This window comes from Streptomyces scopuliridis (assembly GCF_042790125.1).
GTDB lineage: Bacteria > Actinomycetota > Actinomycetes > Streptomycetales > Streptomycetaceae > Streptomyces > Streptomyces scopuliridis_A.
Genome location: NZ_JBHTZS010000007.1, coordinates 17,309 through 34,267, shown reverse-complemented (window position 1 = coordinate 34,267; position 16,959 = coordinate 17,309). Strand labels below are relative to the sequence as shown.

General features: G+C 70.8%; 16 protein-coding genes. 14 read left to right on the top strand and 2 right to left on the bottom strand.

Annotation, left to right across the window (positions count from 1 at the left end):
* Nucleotides 1–7: 7 nt before the first annotated feature.
* Complete coding sequence (locus ACFRKB_RS13070) at nucleotides 8–2,203, bottom strand: ATP-binding protein (protein ID WP_383105705.1); 2,196 nt, start codon at nucleotides 2,201–2,203, stop codon at nucleotides 8–10.
* Nucleotides 2,204–2,383: 180 nt separating this feature from the next.
* On the opposite strand from ACFRKB_RS13070, the gene ACFRKB_RS13065 reads away from it, so the two are divergent.
* The 14 genes from ACFRKB_RS13065 to nusB all read left to right on the top strand — a co-directional run bounded on the left by ACFRKB_RS13065 (nucleotide 2,384) and on the right by nusB (nucleotide 16,061).
* Nucleotides 2,384–2,827, top strand: a complete 444-nt coding sequence (locus ACFRKB_RS13065) for a DUF948 domain-containing protein (protein ID WP_376585337.1) — start codon at nucleotides 2,384–2,386, stop codon at nucleotides 2,825–2,827.
* Between the two features lie 7 nt (nucleotides 2,828–2,834).
* A complete protein-coding gene (locus ACFRKB_RS13060) occupies nucleotides 2,835–3,200 on the top strand; it encodes a DUF6167 family protein (protein ID WP_383105704.1) in 366 nt (121 codons plus the stop codon).
* On the top strand, nucleotides 3,200–5,869 hold the full coding sequence (alaS, locus tag ACFRKB_RS13055; protein ID WP_383105703.1) for an alanine--tRNA ligase: 2,670 nt from the start codon (nucleotides 3,200–3,202) through the stop codon (nucleotides 5,867–5,869). Before ACFRKB_RS13060 ends, alaS begins: the two co-directional genes overlap by 1 nt.
* Before the next feature lie 6 nt (nucleotides 5,870–5,875).
* The gene (ruvX, locus tag ACFRKB_RS13050) at nucleotides 5,876–6,340 is read left to right on the top strand and encodes a Holliday junction resolvase RuvX (protein ID WP_030355491.1); all 465 of its coding nucleotides are present in this window, start codon (nucleotides 5,876–5,878) and stop codon (nucleotides 6,338–6,340) included.
* A 123-nt stretch (nucleotides 6,341–6,463) separates the two neighbouring features.
* Nucleotides 6,464–8,296 (top strand): endolytic transglycosylase MltG, encoded by a 1,833-nt coding sequence (gene mltG, locus ACFRKB_RS13045; protein ID WP_383105702.1) that lies wholly within the window; start codon nucleotides 6,464–6,466, stop codon nucleotides 8,294–8,296.
* Nucleotides 8,293–9,207: a shikimate dehydrogenase gene (locus ACFRKB_RS13040; protein ID WP_383105700.1), complete on the top strand. Its 915-nt coding sequence runs from the start codon at nucleotides 8,293–8,295 to the stop codon at nucleotides 9,205–9,207. Before mltG ends, ACFRKB_RS13040 begins: the two co-directional genes overlap by 4 nt.
* Nucleotides 9,208–9,374: 167 nt before the next feature.
* Entirely contained in the window at nucleotides 9,375–10,559 is a 1,185-nt protein-coding gene (gene aroC / locus ACFRKB_RS13035; RefSeq protein ID WP_383105699.1) for a chorismate synthase, read from the top strand.
* Nucleotides 10,560–10,627: 68 nt separating this feature from the next.
* Nucleotides 10,628–11,185, top strand: a complete 558-nt coding sequence (locus ACFRKB_RS13030; RefSeq protein WP_383105698.1) for a shikimate kinase — start codon at nucleotides 10,628–10,630, stop codon at nucleotides 11,183–11,185.
* The gene (gene aroB, locus ACFRKB_RS13025) at nucleotides 11,182–12,276 is read left to right on the top strand and encodes a 3-dehydroquinate synthase (protein WP_383105696.1); all 1,095 of its coding nucleotides are present in this window, start codon (nucleotides 11,182–11,184) and stop codon (nucleotides 12,274–12,276) included. The genes ACFRKB_RS13030 and aroB overlap by 4 nt, the downstream gene beginning before the upstream one ends.
* Nucleotides 12,273–12,713 carry a type II 3-dehydroquinate dehydratase gene (gene aroQ / locus ACFRKB_RS13020; protein WP_030355497.1) on the top strand — a complete coding sequence of 147 codons (441 nt, stop codon included), beginning with the start codon at nucleotides 12,273–12,275 and terminating at the stop codon, nucleotides 12,711–12,713. Before aroB ends, aroQ begins: the two co-directional genes overlap by 4 nt.
* 128 nt (nucleotides 12,714–12,841) lie before the next feature.
* The gene (locus tag ACFRKB_RS13015) at nucleotides 12,842–13,723 is read left to right on the top strand and encodes a Pro-rich N-terminal domain-containing protein (protein ID WP_383105695.1); all 882 of its coding nucleotides are present in this window, start codon (nucleotides 12,842–12,844) and stop codon (nucleotides 13,721–13,723) included.
* A 175-nt stretch (nucleotides 13,724–13,898) separates the two neighbouring features.
* Nucleotides 13,899–15,014: an aminopeptidase P family protein gene (locus ACFRKB_RS13010; RefSeq protein WP_383105694.1), complete on the top strand. Its 1,116-nt coding sequence runs from the start codon at nucleotides 13,899–13,901 to the stop codon at nucleotides 15,012–15,014.
* A gap of 49 nt (nucleotides 15,015–15,063) precedes the next feature.
* A complete protein-coding gene (efp, locus tag ACFRKB_RS13005; protein WP_365977220.1) occupies nucleotides 15,064–15,630 on the top strand; it encodes an elongation factor P in 567 nt (188 codons plus the stop codon).
* A gap of 2 nt (nucleotides 15,631–15,632) precedes the next feature.
* A complete protein-coding gene (gene nusB, locus ACFRKB_RS13000) occupies nucleotides 15,633–16,061 on the top strand; it encodes a transcription antitermination factor NusB (RefSeq protein WP_365977221.1) in 429 nt (142 codons plus the stop codon).
* Between the two features lie 235 nt (nucleotides 16,062–16,296).
* On the opposite strand, the gene bldD is transcribed toward nusB, so the two are convergent.
* The gene (gene bldD, locus ACFRKB_RS12995) at nucleotides 16,297–16,797 is read right to left on the bottom strand and encodes a transcriptional regulator BldD (RefSeq protein ID WP_030355502.1); all 501 of its coding nucleotides are present in this window, start codon (nucleotides 16,795–16,797) and stop codon (nucleotides 16,297–16,299) included.
* Between the last annotated feature and the right edge of the window lie 162 nt (nucleotides 16,798–16,959).

The following is a 16,959-nucleotide window of genomic DNA, read 5'->3' as shown; positions in this document are numbered from 1 at the left end:
GGGCGTTTCAGCCCGCCGCTTCCCCGCCTCGTACGGTGGGGGAGCCGGCGGGCTTCCGCGTCTTCCGGGCCGGCCGGGACGCCTCCGGCTGCTGGTGCGGCACCGCGGCGGCCGGTCTGCGCTCGGCGAGCGCCCGCGCCACGGCCGCGCTCGTCGACAGCCCGAGCCCCTCGTCCTCGTACGCCGCGTACCGCTCCGTGCCGAGCGCCTCGTTCGCGCGCCGTTCGCACAGCGCGCGCGGCGCACCGAAGAAACCGGAGCCGAACAGCGGCGGCCCGACCGACTCCCACAGCCGGCTCGCGGCGCCCTGGAGCACCGCGGCCTCCGCGTGATCGCCCTCGCTCGCCGTCACCAGCGCCATCAGCTCGACGGCCAGCACCAGCCCCACCAGATCGTTGAACCCATGGTGGATGGTGATCGACTCCGCGACCAGCGCCCGGGCCTCGGCGTGCGCGTCGCGCGTCCAGGCCGCGTAGGCCAGCACATACAGCGCGTACGCCCTGGTCCAGCGCTCGCCGCTGTCCTCGCAGATCTCGCGGACCTCCTCGCACAGGGCGACGGCGGCCTCCAGATCGCCCTGGAAGACCAGGGTCATGGCCAGCTCGACCTGGGCCATCAGCACATTGCTGTTCAGCTCGCCGAGATCCCGGTACATGTCGAGCGCCGAGCGCAGCAGCCGCTCGGCGCGCGGCATGTCGTCGGTGAGCAGCGCCTGACAGCCCAGCCGGTGCACGGCATACGCGCGCGCCGGCGCGTTGCCGGTACGCGCGGCCTCCTCCCGGCACTCGTGCAGGGCGCCCATCGCGGCCGTGCTGTCCCCCTGGAGTACGGCGACATAGCCGAGCACCCACAGGGCCTTGAGCCGTGACTCGTCATACGGGGTGTCCAGCGCGAGGGCCCGGCCCAGCCAGTGCCGCCCCTCGGTCAGCCGGCCGCATCCCGCCCAGTAGAACCAGAGCGTGCCCGCCAGATGCTGGCCCAGATGGGCTTCTTCGGGACTCTCCAGACACAGTTCGAGCGCGGCGCGCAGATTGGGCAGCGCGCTCTCCGTACCGGCCGCCACCTCGGCCTGGCGCGGGCTGAACCAGTCCAGCTCGTACCAGGTCGCCAGCCCCATGTACCAGTCGCGGTGCCGGCGTCGCATCCGCTCCGTGTCCTCCAGCGCCTCCAGCCACTCGGCGCCGTACGCCCTGACGGTGTCGAGCATCCGGTAGCGCGTCCCCGCCGGGGTCTCCTCGCGGACGACGAGCGACTGCGAGATCAGCTCGGCGAGCACGTCCAGGACTTCCTCGTCCGGCAGTTCGGGTCCGCCGCACACATACTCGGCGGCTTCCAGGTCGAACGGTCCGGCGAAGACCGACAGCCGCGCCCACAGCAGCCGTTCGGCCGGGGTGCACAGCTCATGGCTCCAGCCGATCGCGGTCCTGAGCGTCTGATGGCGCGGCGGCGCGCCCCGTCTGCCGTCGGTGAGCACCCGGAAGCGGTCCCCGACGCGGTCGAGGATCTGCTCGACGGAGAGGACATGGAGCCGTCCGGCCGCCAGCTCCAGCGCGAGCGGGATCCCGTCGAGGCGGCGGCACAGTTCCTGTACGGCGGCGGACCGGGCGTCGGCGGAGGGTACGGGCGGGCCGGGCGATACGGCGGCGGCCCGTTCGGCGAAGAGGCGTACCGCGTCCGTCTCCGTCATCGGGGCGAGCGAGAAGACCAGCTCACCGTCCACCCTGAGCGGTCGCCTGCCGACGGCGAGTACCCGCAACTCCGGTGCCCGGCGCAGCAGTTCCCGTACCATCACGGCGCAGGCGTCGACGAGCTGCTCGAATCCGTCGATCACCAGCAGGAGTTGGCGCGTGGCGAGCCGGCCGGTGAGCACCTGACGCGTGGGCCTGCCGCTGTGGTCCGTCAGTCCGAGCGCCTCCACCAGCGCGTGTTCGAGCAGTTCGGGGTCGCGGAGCGCGGAGAGTTCGGCGAGCCAGATGCCATCGCAGTAGCGTTTCTTCAGGGCCTCCACGGCTTTCAGGGCCAGCCGGGTCTTGCCGACTCCGCCCACCCCCACCACCGTGACCAGCCGGGATTCCCCGAGCTGCCGCGTCAGCGCGGCCAGCTCGTCGTCGCGCCCCACGAAGCGGTTCAGCTCGGCGGGGAGATTGCCCGGAGCCGGGGCGGGTACGGCCGGCGGAGGGCCGGAGCGAAAGGGGCGTCGCATGGGACACGCAGAGTACTCAACCCGCCGCACTCCGTACAATCTCTCCCGCCGAACGCCACCCGGCCCCCGGCCGGACAGGAGCTAATCCGGTACGGGACGCCACCCCCGGCGCGATAGGGTCGGAGGACGACTTTCCAGTCGCTTTCCAGATGACCGTCGACGATCAGGGAGCGGTGCGGCGTGACCGGTGGAGAGGTTGCCGGGATCCTGGTGGCCGTGTTCTGGGCCATTCTGGTCTCCTTCCTGGCCGTGGTGCTGGTGAGGCTGGCCCAGACGCTCAGGGCGACCACCAGACTGGTGGCGGAGGTGACCGAACAGGCCGTGCCGCTGCTGGCGGACGCGTCGGCGACGGTCCGTTCCGCACAGACCCAGCTCGACCGGGTGGACGCCATCGCGACGGACGTCCAGGAAGTCACCTCCAATGCCTCGGCGCTCTCCACGACGGTCGCCTCGACCTTCGGCGGACCACTGGTCAAGGTCGCGGCGTTCGGCTACGGCGTACGCCAGGCGCTCGGGCGGCGAGGAGCGCAGGACGCCGGTACGGCGCCCGAGCCGGCCGTCCGGCGCACGGTCATCGCCGGGCGTACGCTGCCGTCCGCCCGGCGCAGGAAGAAGAAGGGCTGACGCAGCGATGTTCCGCCGTACGTTCTGGTTCACCGCGGGCGCGGCCGCCGGCGTCTGGGCCACCACCAAGGTCCACCGCAAGCTCAAGCAGCTGACCCCGGAGAGCCTCGCCGCCCAGGCCGCGAACAAGGCGATCGACGCCGGGCACAAAGTCAGGGAATTCGCCGTTGACGTGAGGACGGGGATGGTACGGCGCGAGGCGGAGCTCGGCGAGGCGCTCGGCCTCGAAGCGCCCGTCGATCCCGCGCTTCCCGCCCCCCGGCGCCTCGCCGCCATCGAGTACACCGAACAGCCCCGGACCGCGTACTCCGCCCACCCGCAGAACCACCACCCGCGTCACTACAACCCGCACAACCGGAATGAGGACCACTGATGGAGTCGGCTGAAATTCGTCGCCGCTGGCTGAGCTTCTTCGAGGAGCGCGGTCACACCGTCGTCCCTTCGGCGTCGCTCATCGCGGACGACCCGACTCTGCTGCTGGTCCCGGCGGGCATGGTGCCCTTCAAGCCGTACTTCCTCGGCGAGGTCAAGCCTCCGCACCGGCGCGCCACCAGCGTGCAGAAGTGCGTGCGCACACCGGACATCGAAGAGGTAGGCAAGACCACCCGGCACGGCACGTTCTTCCAGATGTGCGGCAACTTCTCGTTCGGCGACTACTTCAAGGAAGGCGCCATCACCTACGCCTGGGAGCTGCTGACCAGCTCCGTGGCGGACGGCGGTTACGGGCTCGACCCGGAGCGTCTGTGGATCACCGTCTACCTCGACGACGACGAGGCCGAGCAGATCTGGCGCGAGAAGATCGGCGTGCCGGCCGAGCGCATCCAGCGGCTGGGCAAGAAGGACAACTACTGGTCGATGGGCGTGCCGGGTCCCTGCGGCCCCTGCTCGGAGATCAACTACGACCGCGGTCCGGAGTTCGGCGTCGAGGGCGGCCCCGCCGTCAACGACGAGCGCTATGTGGAGATCTGGAACCTGGTCTTCATGGAGTTCGAGCGCGGTGAGGGCACCGGCAAGGAGGACTTCGAGATCCTCGGCGAGCTGCCGTCCAAGAACATCGACACCGGTCTCGGCCTCGAACGTCTCGCCATGATCCTCCAGGGCGTACAGAACATGTACGAGACCGACACCCTGCGCGTCGTCATGGACAAGGCCACCGAGCTGACCGGCGTGCGCTACGGCGCCGACCGCGGTTCGGACGTCTCCCTGCGCGTGGTGGCCGACCACATCCGTACGTCCGCCATGCTCATCGGCGACGGTGTCACCCCCGGCAACGAGGGCCGTGGTTATGTGCTGCGCCGCATCATGCGCCGCGCCATCCGCAATATGCGGCTCCTCGGCGCCACTCAGCCGGTCGTCGCCGATCTGATCGACGTGGTCATCAAGACCATGGGCGAGCAGTACCCGGAGCTGGAGACCGACCGCAAGCGCATCGAGACCGTGGCCCTCGCCGAGGAGGCCGCCTTCCTCAAGGCCCTCAAGGGCGGCACGAACATCCTCGACACCGCCGTCACCGAGACCAAGTCCGCCGGCGGTCAGGTCCTCTCCGGCGACAAGGCGTTCCTGCTCCACGACACCTGGGGCTTCCCGATCGACCTCACCCTGGAGATGGCCGCCGAACAGGGCCTCTCCGTGGACGAGGCCGGCTTCCGGCGGCTGATGAAGGAGCAGCGGGAGCGGGCCAAGGCCGACGCCAAGGCCAAGAAGTCCGGCCACGCCGACCTCTCCGCCTACCGCGCCGTCGCCGACAACAGCGGCTCCACCGAGTTCACCGGCTACACCTCCACCGCGGGCGAGTCGACCATTGTCGGCCTCCTCGTCGACGGGGTGCCGTCGCCCGCCGCCACCGAGGGCGACGACGTCGAGATCGTCCTCGACCGCACGCCCTTCTACGCCGAGGGCGGTGGCCAGCTCGCCGACCAGGGCCGGATCAAGCTCGACAGCGGCGCCGTCATCCAGGTCCGCGATGTCCAGCAGCCGGTCCCCGGGGTCTCCGTGCACAAGGGATCCGTGCAGGTCGGCGAGGTGACCGTGGGCTCCTCGGCCTACGCCGCCATCGACATCAACCGCCGCCGCGCCATCGCCCGCGCCCACAGCGCCACGCACCTCACGCACCAGGCGCTGCGTGACGCCCTCGGTCCCACGGCCGCCCAGGCCGGCTCGGAGAACTCGCCGGGCCGCTTCCGCTTCGACTTCGGCTCGCCCGCCGCCGTACCCGGCACGGTCCTGCTCGACGTCGAGCAGAAGATCAATGAGGTCCTGGCCCGCGAGCTGGATGTGCAGGCCGAGGTCATGTCGATCGACGAGGCCAAGAAGCAGGGCGCCATCGCCGAGTTCGGCGAGAAGTACGGCGAGCGGGTCCGCGTCGTCACCATCGGCGACTTCTCCAAGGAGCTCTGCGGCGGTACGCATGTCCACAACACCGCCCAGCTCGGTCTGGTGAAGCTGCTCGGCGAGTCGTCCATCGGCTCCGGGGTGCGGCGTATCGAGGCGCTGGTCGGCGTGGACGCCTACAACTTCCTGGCCAAGGAGCACACCGTCGTCGCCCAGCTCCAGGAGCTGGTCAAGGGCCGTTCCGAGGAGCTGCCCGAGAAGATCTCCGGCATGCTCGCCAAGCTGAAGGACGCCGAGAAGGAGATCGAGAAGTTCCGCGCGGAGAAGGTGCTCGCCGCCGCCGCCGGGCTCGCCGGGAGCGCCAAGGACGTACGGGGCACGGCGCTGGTCACCGGACAGGTCCCGGACGGCACCTCGGCCGACGATCTGCGCAAGCTGGTCCTCGACGTCCGGAGCCGCGTCCAGGGTGACCGGCCGGTCGTCGTGGCCCTGTTCACCACGGCCAACGGGCGCCCGCTGACGGTCATCGCCACCAACGAGGCCGCCCGTGGGCGCGGTCTCAAGGCCGGTGACCTGGTCCGTACCGCCGCCAAGACCCTCGGCGGCGGCGGTGGCGGCAAGCCGGACGTCGCCCAGGGCGGCGGCCAGAACCCGGACGCCATCGGGGACGCCGTCGCCGCTGTGGAACGCCTCGTCGCCGAAACGGCCTGACGCCGTATGCGACGCGGACGCCGGCTAGCGATCGATGTCGGGGACGCCCGCATCGGGGTCGCCTCGTGCGACCCCGACGGGATCCTCGCCACGCCGGTGGAGACCGTGCCGGGACGCGACGTCCCGGCCGCCCACCGGCGGCTGCGCCAGATCGTCGAGGAGTACGAACCGATCGAGGTGCTGATCGGGCTCCCGCGCTCCCTCAACGGGGGCGAGGGACCGGCCGCGGCGAAGGTACGTACGTTCGCCGAGGAGATGGCGCGCTCCATCGCGCCGCTGCCCGTACGACTGGTCGATGAGCGGATGAGCACAGTGACGGCCAGTCAGGGATTGCGGGCCTCCGGCGTGAAAGCGAAGAAGGGCCGCTCCGTGATCGACCAAGTGGCGGCGGTCGTCATCCTCCAGAGCGCGCTTGAGGCCGAACGGGTATCAGGTAATCCTCCCGGCGAGGGCGTCGAAGTGGTCATCTGATCGCGATACGGTAACGTTCCGCGCGATGCGGCAGTGTTCGAACAGCTGCCGCACAGCAAAGAGGAGAAACGGACGCGGCGCCACAGCGCTCAGCGGCTATCGCCTCGCGGCTCTAGGGGATCGATGACTGACTATGGCCGGGGCCCCGGCTCCGAACCGTGGCACCCCGAGGACCCCTTGTACGGGGACCAGGGGTGGGCGGCACAGCAGGCCACCGACGGCAGCGCTCCCTATGCCGGGCAGGCCCAGCAGCAGTACGCGCAGCGGCCGCACCCGCAGGGGCAGGCCCAGTACGGGGGCGGTCAGGACCCGTACCAGCAGCAGTACCACCCGCAGCAGGGTGGGCAGCCGCACTACGAGGCGCAGCAGCCGCGGTACGACGGGCAGCAGTACCACAACCCCCAGTACGGCGATCCGCAGCAGGCGCACCAGACCCAGCAGTACGGCGGTCAGCAGCAGCACCCTCATCAGCAACAGCATCCCCAGGCGCAGCAGCAGGCGCGGCAGGCCCATCAGCAGCATCCGCAGCCGCAGTACAACGACCCTCAGTACAACGGCAGTTGGGACAACGGCCAGCAGGCCACCATGCCGTACGGCGGACAGCCCGGTACGTCCTACGACGCCCAGCAGCCCGCCGGCTACGGCGACAACCAGGATTACTACGCCACCCCCGACGCGTATCCGCCGCCACAGCCGCCCGCTCAGCGACGCGCCGAGCCGGAGCCCGCGCCCGAACAGGGGGACGGCTGGGAGGACGAGCAGCAGAAGGAGACCCACCCCTTCTTCACCGGTGACGGCGATGGCGACGACGAGGGCGCCGAGCCGGGCGAGGGCCGCCGGGGCGGCGGCCGGGACCGTCGCGGCAAGACGAAGAAGAAGGGCCGCAACGGCGTCGCCTGCATGGTCGTGGCCGTGGTGCTGGTCGGCGGTGTCGGTGGCGTCGGCTATGTCGGATACCAGTACTGGCAGACGAAATTCGGTCCTCCGCCTGACTACGTCGGCACCGGATCGGGCACGGTCGAGGTGGAGATCCCGCAGGGCGCGGGCGGTTATGAGATCGCCGCACTCCTGGTGAAGAAAGGCGTGGTGAAGAGCCAGCGCGCCTTTGTCTCCGCGCAGCAGGCGAATCCCAAGGGCAATACCATCCAGGCGGGCGTCTACCGGCTGAGCAAGAAAATGTCCGCGGCGAACGCCGTGAAGACCATGCTGAGCCCGAGCAGCCGTAACGCGCTGGTCATTCCCGAGGGCCGGCGCAATGTCTGGGTCTACGAGGAGATCGACAAGCGGCTCGACCTCAAGAAGGGCGAGACCGCCGCTGTCGCGAAGGCCGAGGCGAAGAATCTCGGTCTGCCGGCCTGGGCGAATGACAACAAGGACATCAAGGACCCGCTGGAGGGTTTCCTCTTCCCCGCGAGCTATCCGGTCGCCAAGGGCATGAAGCCCGAGGCAGTGCTCAAGAAGATGGTCGCCCGCGCCAACGCCGAATACGGCAAGCAGGACCTCAAGGCCGAGGCCGCGAAGCTCGGACTGAAATCACCGCTCCAATTGATCACGGTCGCGAGCCTCGTGCAGGCGGAGGGCAAGTACAAGCACGACTTCGACAAGGTCTCGCGAGTCGTCTACAACCGCCTTCAGCCGGAGAACACGGAGACGGTCGGACGCCTTGAATTCGACTCCACGATCAACTACATCAAGAGCCAGAGCAGACTGGATATTGGTGCGGTCGACAATCTCCGTAAGATCAAGGACCCGTACAACACGTACGACATCAAGGGTCTGCCCCCGGGGCCGATCGGGAATCCGGGTGCCGACGCCCTGAATTCGGCGATCAACCCGGCGGACGGTCCTTGGTACTACTTCGTCTCGGTGACCTCGGACAAGACGCTCTTCGCCGTCACGAATGAGGAGCACGAGGAGAACCGTCAGCAGTACGAGAAGGAAAGCAAGAAACCGTGACCCGATGTCGGCGGGCGGCGGTCCTCGGATCGCCCATCGCCCACTCCCTGTCCCCGGTGCTGCATCGCGCCGCGTACGACGCGCTGGGCCTGGACGGCTGGTCGTACGACCGGTTCGAGGTCGGAGAGGCTGGGCTGCCCGAATTCTTCGAGACGCTGCGGGACGATCCGTCCTGGGCCGGTCTCTCGCTGACCATGCCGCTCAAGCGGGCCGTCATCCCGCTGCTGGACGAGATCACCGGTACCGCCGCCTCCGTGGAGGCGGTCAACACCGTCGTCTTCGGCGACGACGGCCGGCGTACCGGCGACAACACCGATATCCCCGGCATGATCGCCGCGCTGCGTGAGCGCGGTGTGGAGAAGGTGGAGTCCGCGGCGATCCTCGGCGCGGGCGCGACCGCCTCGTCCGCCGTCGCGGCGCTCGCCCTGATCTGTACGGGCCCGGTCACCGCGTACGTACGCAGCGAGACCCGCGCGGCCGAGATGCGCGGCTGGGCCGAGCGGCTCGCGGTCGACGTCCGGATCGCCGACTGGGCGGAGGCGGACCGGGCTCTGCGCGCCCCTCTGGTGATCGCCACCACCCCGGCCGGTGCCACCGACGAGCTGACCGCGGCCGTTCCCGCCGGGGCCGGGACACTCTTCGACGTGCTGTACGAGCCCTGGCCGACCCCGTTGGCGGCGGCCTGGGCGGAGCGCGACGGGGCGGTCATCAGCGGGCTCGATCTGCTGGTGCACCAGGCGGTGCTCCAGGTGGAGCTGATGACGGGCCGCTCGCCCGCCCCGCTCGCCGTCATGCGGGCGGCGGGGACCGCCGCGATCGGCGGGAACGCGGACGCCGCCGGCTCGTCCGCGTCGCCGTCCGCGTTGCCGTCCTCGTCGCCGTCCTCGTCCTCGTCTTCGTTCTCGTCCTGACGGCGGCGTCGGGCTCCGCCTCGCGCGTCCTCGTCGCGCGTCTTTGTCCGCGTATCGGACCGTGTCGGCGGTCGGACTCCCGGCCGTGGGAGGATCGGACATGGCGGGCCAGGGCCGCGCACCGGTCGCGCCACTAGCAGTCGAGGGCGCGAGCATGAGGAGCACCGTTGAGCAGGTTGCGCTGGCTGACCGCGGGGGAGTCCCACGGCCCCGCACTCGTGGCGACGCTGGAGGGACTTCCCGCCGGTGTGCCCATCACCACGGAGATGGTGGCGGACCACCTGGCCCGGCGGCGCCTCGGCTATGGGCGCGGTGCCCGGATGAAGTTCGAGCGCGACGAGGTCACGTTCCTCGGCGGTGTACGGCACGGTCTGACCATGGGATCGCCCGTCGCGATCATGGTGGGCAATACCGAGTGGCCCAAGTGGGAACAGGTCATGGCGGCCGATCCGGTCGACCCCGACGTGCTGGCGGGACTCGCCCGTAACGAGCCGCTGACCCGCCCGCGGCCCGGCCACGCCGATCTCGCCGGGATGCAGAAGTACGGCTTCGACGAGGCCCGGCCGGTCCTGGAGCGGGCCAGCGCGCGGGAGACCGCCGCGCGGGTCGCGCTCGGCGCGGTGGCCCGTTCGTATCTGAAGGAGACGGCCGGGATCGAGATCGTGTCCCATGTCGTCGAGCTGGCCACGGCCAAGGCTCCGTACGGTGTGTACCCGGTCCCGTCCGATGTGGCGAAGCTGGACGCGGACCCGGTGCGCTGCCTCGACGCGGACGCGAGCGAGGCGATGGTCGCGGAGATCGACCAGGCCCACAAGGACGGCGACACCCTCGGCGGAGTGGTCGAGGTACTGGCGTACGGGGTGCCCGTCGGGCTCGGCTCGCACGTGCACTGGGACCGCAGGCTCGACGCGCGGCTCGCCGCCGCCCTGATGGGCATTCAGGCGATCAAGGGCGTCGAGGTCGGCGACGGCTTCGACCTGGCGCGGGTGCCGGGCTCGCAGGCGCACGACGAGATCGTGGCGACCGACGACGGCATCAGGCGTGCGTCCGGCCGCTCCGGCGGCACCGAGGGCGGGCTGACGACCGGTGAACTGCTGCGGGTGCGGGCCGCGATGAAGCCCATCGCGACCGTGCCGCGCGCGCTGGCCACCGTCGATGTGGTCACCGGCGAGGCCACGAAGGCGCACCACCAGCGCTCCGACGTGTGTGCCGTGCCGGCCGCCGGCATCGTCACCGAGGCCATGGTCGCGCTGACCCTCGCGGACGCGGTCGCCGAGAAGTTCGGCGGCGACAGCGTGCCCGAGACGCGGCGCAATGTCCGCTCGTACCTCGACAATCTGCGGTTCCGGTGAGCGGGCCGGATCCGGTGGAGAAGGCAGATCCGGTGAAGGGCACAGAGGGCACAGAGGGGACGGAGCGGGTGAGCGCACCGGTCATCGTGCTGGTCGGGCCGATGGGGGTCGGTAAGTCGACCGTCGGCGAGCTGCTCGCCGAACGTCTGGGCACCGGCTTCCGCGACAGTGACGCCGATATCGTCGCAGGCCAGGGGCGGTCGATCGCGGACATCTTCGTGGACGAGGGTGAGCCGCGCTTCCGCGAGCTGGAGCGCGAGGCGGTGCGGCGGGCGGTCGCCGAGCACCGGGGCGTACTGGCCCTCGGCGGCGGCGCCGTCCTGGATCCCGCCACGCGCGCGCTGCTCGCCGGGCTCCCCGTCGTCTATCTCTCGATGGAGGTCGGCGAGGCCGTCAAGCGGGTCGGGCTGAACATCGCCCGCCCGCTGCTGGCCGTCAACCCCCGCCAGCAGTGGAAGACGCTGATGGAGGCACGCCGCCATCACTACACGGATGTGGCCCGGGTGGTGGTCCCGACCGACGACCGCACCCCCGAAGAGGTCGCCGAGGCCGTCCTCGACGCGCTGGAGCTCAAGCACCTCCCGGCAGAAGAACTCCGGACCCCCGGCAAGGAGAACCCCGCATGACGGACCAGACAGTCACCCGTATCCAGGTCGGCGGCACCGCCGGGCACGACCCGTACGAGGTGCTGGTCGGCCGGCAGCTGCTGGGGGAACTGCCCGCGCTCGTCGGCCCGAAGGCCAAGCGGGTCGCGGTCCTGCACCCGGAGGCGCTGGAGGGTACGGGCGAGGCGCTGCGCCAGGATCTCGCGGACCAGGGGTACGAGGCCGTCGCGATCCAGGTGCCCAACGCGGAGGAGGCCAAGACCGCCGAGGTAGCGGCGTACTGCTGGAAGGCGCTCGGACAGACCGGCTTCACGCGTACCGATGTGATCGTCGGGGTCGGCGGCGGAGCCACCACCGACCTGGCCGGATTCGTCGCCGCGACCTGGCTGCGCGGGGTGCGCTGGATCGCCGTACCGACGACCGTGCTCGCCATGGTCGACGCGGCCGTGGGCGGCAAGACCGGTATCAACACCGCCGAGGGCAAGAACCTCGTCGGCGCCTTCCATCCGCCCGCCGGGGTGCTCTGCGACCTCGCCGCGCTGGACTCGCTGGGCGTCCACGACTACGTCAGCGGTATGGCCGAGATCATCAAGGCGGGCTTCATCGCGGACCCGGCCATCCTCGATCTCGTCGAGGCCGACCCCGAGGGCGCGCGTACGCCCTCCGGCCCGCACACCGCCGAGCTGATCGAGCGCTCGATCCGGGTCAAGGCCGAGGTCGTCTCCAACGACCTCAAGGAGTCCGGGCTGCGCGAGATCCTGAACTACGGCCACACCCTCGCCCACGCGATCGAGAAGAACGAGCGCTACAAGTGGCGGCACGGCGCCGCCGTCTCCGTCGGCATGGTCTTCGCCGCGGAGCTGGGCCGGCTCGCGGGCCGGCTGGACGACGCGACCGCGGACCGGCACCGCTCCGTGCTGGAGTCCGTCGGCCTGCCGCTGACCTACCGCGGTGACCAGTGGCCCAGGCTGCTGGAGACGATGAAGGTCGACAAGAAGTCCCGAGGCAATCTGCTGCGCTTCATCGTGCTGGACGGGCTCGCCAAGCCGACCGTCCTGGAGGGCCCGGACCCGGCGGTACTGCTCGCCGCGTACGGGGAGGTGTCGGCGTGACCCGGCGGGTCCTCGTCCTCAACGGCCCCAACCTCGGCCGGCTCGGCTCGCGCGAGCCCGATGTCTACGGCGCGACCTCGTACGCGGGTCTCGTGGACGCGTGCCGTGAGCTGGGCAAGGAGCTCGGCTTCGAGGTGGACGTCCGTGAGACGAACGACGAGGGGGAGATGATCCGCTGGCTGCACGAGGCCGCGGACGGTTCGATTCCGGTCGTTCTCAACCCCGGTGCGTTCACGCACTACTCGTACGGAATGCGGGACGCGGCGGCTCAGCGCACCGCGCCGCTCATCGAGGTGCATATCTCGAATCCGTACGCACGGGAGGAATTCCGCCATACGTCGGTGGTCGCGGCCATCGCCAGCGGTACGGTCGCGGGCTTCGGCATCGGGTCGTACCGGCTCGCCCTGCGGGCGCTCGCGGAGGAAGTGTCCGGCTGACCGGGCACTGTTGCCGCACCCCGGCCGTTGCCAGTGTGGCGGCGGGGGGCGGTACCGTTCGGTAGCGCGCGGCCGACAGGGCAGGGAGTCGCCGACCAGCGCAGTCGCACGAGACGGAGTGGCACCGGATGCAGCACTCAGCGGGGGCTCCGTTGCCGCCTCCCCAGGGACCGGGGTACGGATCCGGCGGATGGGCGCACCAGGGGCCGGGGCAACCGCCTGTGCCCCCTCAGCCTCCGGGGCCGCACCATGTGCCCGCGCAGCCTCAGCCGCCCGGCCCGCACCAGCCTCCCGGCCCGCGTCCGGCGCACGCGCCGCACGGCGCGCCCGTACCGCCGCAGGGGCCGCCCGCCGGGCCGCCCGCCGCGGACTCCACCGGTCATATCCAGCTGCCGCCCGGTGGCCCGGTGCCCGTACCCGCCATGCCACCCGCCCCCGACGGCGGCACCGGCGCGGCGACCCTCGCCGTTCTGCTGATCGGCCCGGCCGGCGCGGGCAAGACGACCGTGGCCAGGCACTGGGCGATGAGCCGCCGCGTGCCCACCGCGCACATCAGCCTCGATGACGTCCGCGAATGGGTCTGCTCCGGCTTCGCGGATCCGCAGTCCGGCTGGAACGACCACTCCGAGGCGCAGTACCGGCTGGCCCGCCGCACCTGCGGCTTCGCCGCGCGCAACTTCCTCGCCAACGGCATCTCCTGCATCCTCGACGACGCGGTCTTCCCCGACCGGCCGGTCGTCGGTCTCGGCGGCTGGAAGCGCCATGTGGGCCCCGGCCTGCTGCCGGTGGTCCTGCTGCCGGGGCTGGAGATCGTGCTGGAGCGCAACGCCGAGCGCAGCGGCAACCGCCGGCTCTCCGACGAGGAGGTGGCCAGCATCCACGGCCGGATGGCCGGCTGGTACGGCTCGGGGCTGCCGATCATCGACAACTCCAAGTACGACGTGGAGACCACGGCCCGGGTCCTCGACGACTTCCTCGCCCGCTCCCTCACGAGCCCGCCCAGCTGGTGACGGCCGGCGGCTGTCGGCGGCGCGCGTACGACATGAGCCGTGCCGTCGGCTTGAGCCGCCGTGAGCCGCGCCGCCGGCCGTGAGCCGCGCCCCTGATGTGAGCCGCCGTGAGCCGCGCCCCCCGGTCGGACGCGCTGAACCGGCCGGGTGAGGTCCTCGCTCATACGCTCGGGTCATGTCAGACGTGTATGCGGCCCGCCGCGCGCGGCTGCGTGACCGGTGCTCGGCCGCGGGCGTCGCGGCGGCCCTGGTCTCCCGCCCCGCCAACGTCCGCTACCTCGCGGGCGGGACGCCCCCCGGCGCCGTACTGCTGCTCGGCCCCGGACCCGACGGGGACATGCTGTACTGCCCGCGTCCTCCCTCCGACGACGACGCCGGGGGACGGCGGATCGACGAACACCTCCGGCTCACCGTCCTGTCCCACACCACCGGCGACCCCGCGATCGCCGCCGCGGGAACCCTCGGCTCGTCGGTCGCCGGGACCCTCGCCGTGGAGGAGCACCATCTGACCGTCGCCCGCCACCGCGCGATCGGCTCCGTGGCGCCACGGCTGCGGCTGACCGATCTGGCCGGCGCCGTCGAGCAGCAGCGGATCGTCAAGGACGAGGAGGAGATCGCCTGCCTGCGGATCGCGGCCGAGATCGCCGACCAGGCGCTGGGCGAGCTGCTGGAGTCGATCCTGGTGGGCCGTACCGAACGCCATCTCGCGCTGGAGCTGGAGCGGCGCCTCGTCGACCACGGCGCGGACGGCCCCGCCTTCCCGACCGCCGTCGCCACCGGCCCCAACTCCGGGCGCTGCGGGCACCACCCCTCGGACCGCCGGGTCGAGGAGGGAGATTTCCTCTCCGTCAGCCTCGGTGCCGACTACCGCGGCTACCGGTGTCTGATCGGCCGCACGTTTGTCATCGGGACCTCCCCGGCCGACTGGCAGATCGAGCTGTACGAGCTGGTCTTCGCGGCACAACGGGCAGGTCGGGAGGCCCTTGTGCCGAGCGCCGGCTACCGCGAGGTCGACCACGCCACCCGGCACCCGCTGGAGGCCGCGGGGCACGGCGAGGGGCTCGCACCCCGTACGGGACATGGTGTCGGACTCGAAATCGACGAGGACCCGCAGCTCGCCCCCGCGGCCATGGGTAAACTGGACGCTTGTGTGCCGGTCACCGTCGGACCGGGGGTCCACCTCCCGGGCCGGGGCGGTGTCCGGATCGATGACACGCTCGTCGTCCGCCCCGAGGCGGACGGCGGACCCGAGCTACTCACCATCACGACCAAGGAGCTGCTCGCGCTCTAGCGCGCACCCTCGGTCGTCCACCAGCTTCAGTCCAGGAGATTCCGCAACCGTGGCTTCCACGAACGACCTCAAGAACGGCCTGGTGCTCAAGCTCGACGGGGGCCAGCTCTGGTCCGTCGTCGAGTTCCAGCACGTCAAGCCCGGCAAGGGCCCGGCCTTCGTGCGCACCAAGCTGAAGAACGTGCTCTCCGGCAAGGTCGTCGACAAGACCTTCAACGCCGGCGTGAAGGTCGAGACGGCCACCGTTGACCGCCGCGACATGCAGTTCTCGTACATGGACGGCGAGTACTTCGTCTTCATGGACATGCAGACCTACGACCAGCTGATGGTCGACCGCAAGGCGGTCGGGGACGCCGCCAACTATCTGATCGAGGGCTTCACGGCCACCGTCGCCGCCCACGAGGGCGAGGTGCTCTATGTCGAGCTGCCCGCCGCCGTCGAGCTGACGATCGAGCACACCGACCCCGGCGTCCAGGGCGACCGCTCCACCGGCGGCACCAAGCCCGCCAGGCTGGAGACCGGCTACGAGATCGGTGTCCCGCTCTTCATCACCACCGGTGAGAAGATCAAGGTCGACACGCGCTCCGGTGAGTACCTCGGCCGGGTGAACAGCTAACCGTGGCTGCCCGCAACAAGGCCCGTAAGCGCGCCTTCCAGATTCTCTTCGAGGCCGACCAGCGCGGGGCGTCCGTGCAGACCGTCCTCGCGGACTGGCTGCGGCATGCCCGGACCGATGACCGCCAGCCGCCGGTGGGCGAGTACACGATGGAGCTGGTCGAGGGGTACGCGGAGTACGCGGACCGCATCGACGAGCTCATCTCCACCTACTCGGTGGGCTGGACGCTCGACCGGATGCCGGTCGTCGACCGGAACATCGTGCGGCTCGGCGCGTACGAGCTGGTGTGGGTGGACGAGACCCCGGACGCGGTGGTGATCGACGAGGCGGTACAGCTCGCCAAGGAGTTCTCCACCGACGACTCCCCGTCCTTCGTGAACGGTCTGCTCGGCCGCTTCAAGGACCTCAAGCCGAGCCTGCGCCGCGTCTGAGCGGCCACCGGGGCACGGAGACGCTCCGGATCATGGACTTGGCCGGCGTGCCGCGAAAGCGCCGGACGGGCTGTCCCAGCTCTGTCCGGCGCTTTGCCGCGTTCCGGGACGGGGCCTCCCGGCGCGCCTCTTCCGGGGGTGTGGGCGGCCTGTGGCAACGCACCGGAGGGCGGGCCCGTAGGCATACGGGACCGCCCTCCGGAGGTGACGTTTCTGCTGGTCTGCGGCGGGTTTGTCAGCCTTCCTCGTGGGCGACCGCGCGCCGCGCGTCGGCGTCCAGAACGCCCCAGCTGATCAGCTGCTCGGTCAGGACCGAGGGCGACTGGTCGTAGATCACGGCGAGCGTGCGCAGGTCGTCCTGGCGGATCGACAGCACCTTGCCGTTGTAGTCGCCGCGCTGGCTCTGGATCGTCGCCGCGTAACGCTGGAGGGGGCCCGCCTTCTCCTGCGGCACATGGGCCAGCCGCTCCAGGTCGAGGACGAGCTTCGGCGGCGGCTCGGCGGCTCCGCCGGGGGTCGTGCCGGGAAGAAGCTCCTGCACGGGGACCCCGTAGAAATCCGCCAGCTCGGCGAGGCGCTGCACCGTGACGGCGCGGTCGCCCCGCTCGTACGAACCGACCACCACTGCCTTCCAGCGGCCCTGGGACTTCTCCTCCACGCCATGGAGCGAGAGGCCCTGCTGGGTGCGGATGGCGCGGAGTTTGGCCCCGAGCTGCTTTGCGTATTCGCTGGACATATAGCTCCCCGGACGAAGTCTGGTAACTCACTGTGAGGTTACGCAGCGTTACTTGGATGCGTCAAGCCGAAGGAGTCGCCCCGCGGCCCGCAACGGGCTTTCCGCCGTGCCACGACAGGGGTGCGAGCAGGTACGGCGCGGGCCTCCTGCTAGCCTGGGTGG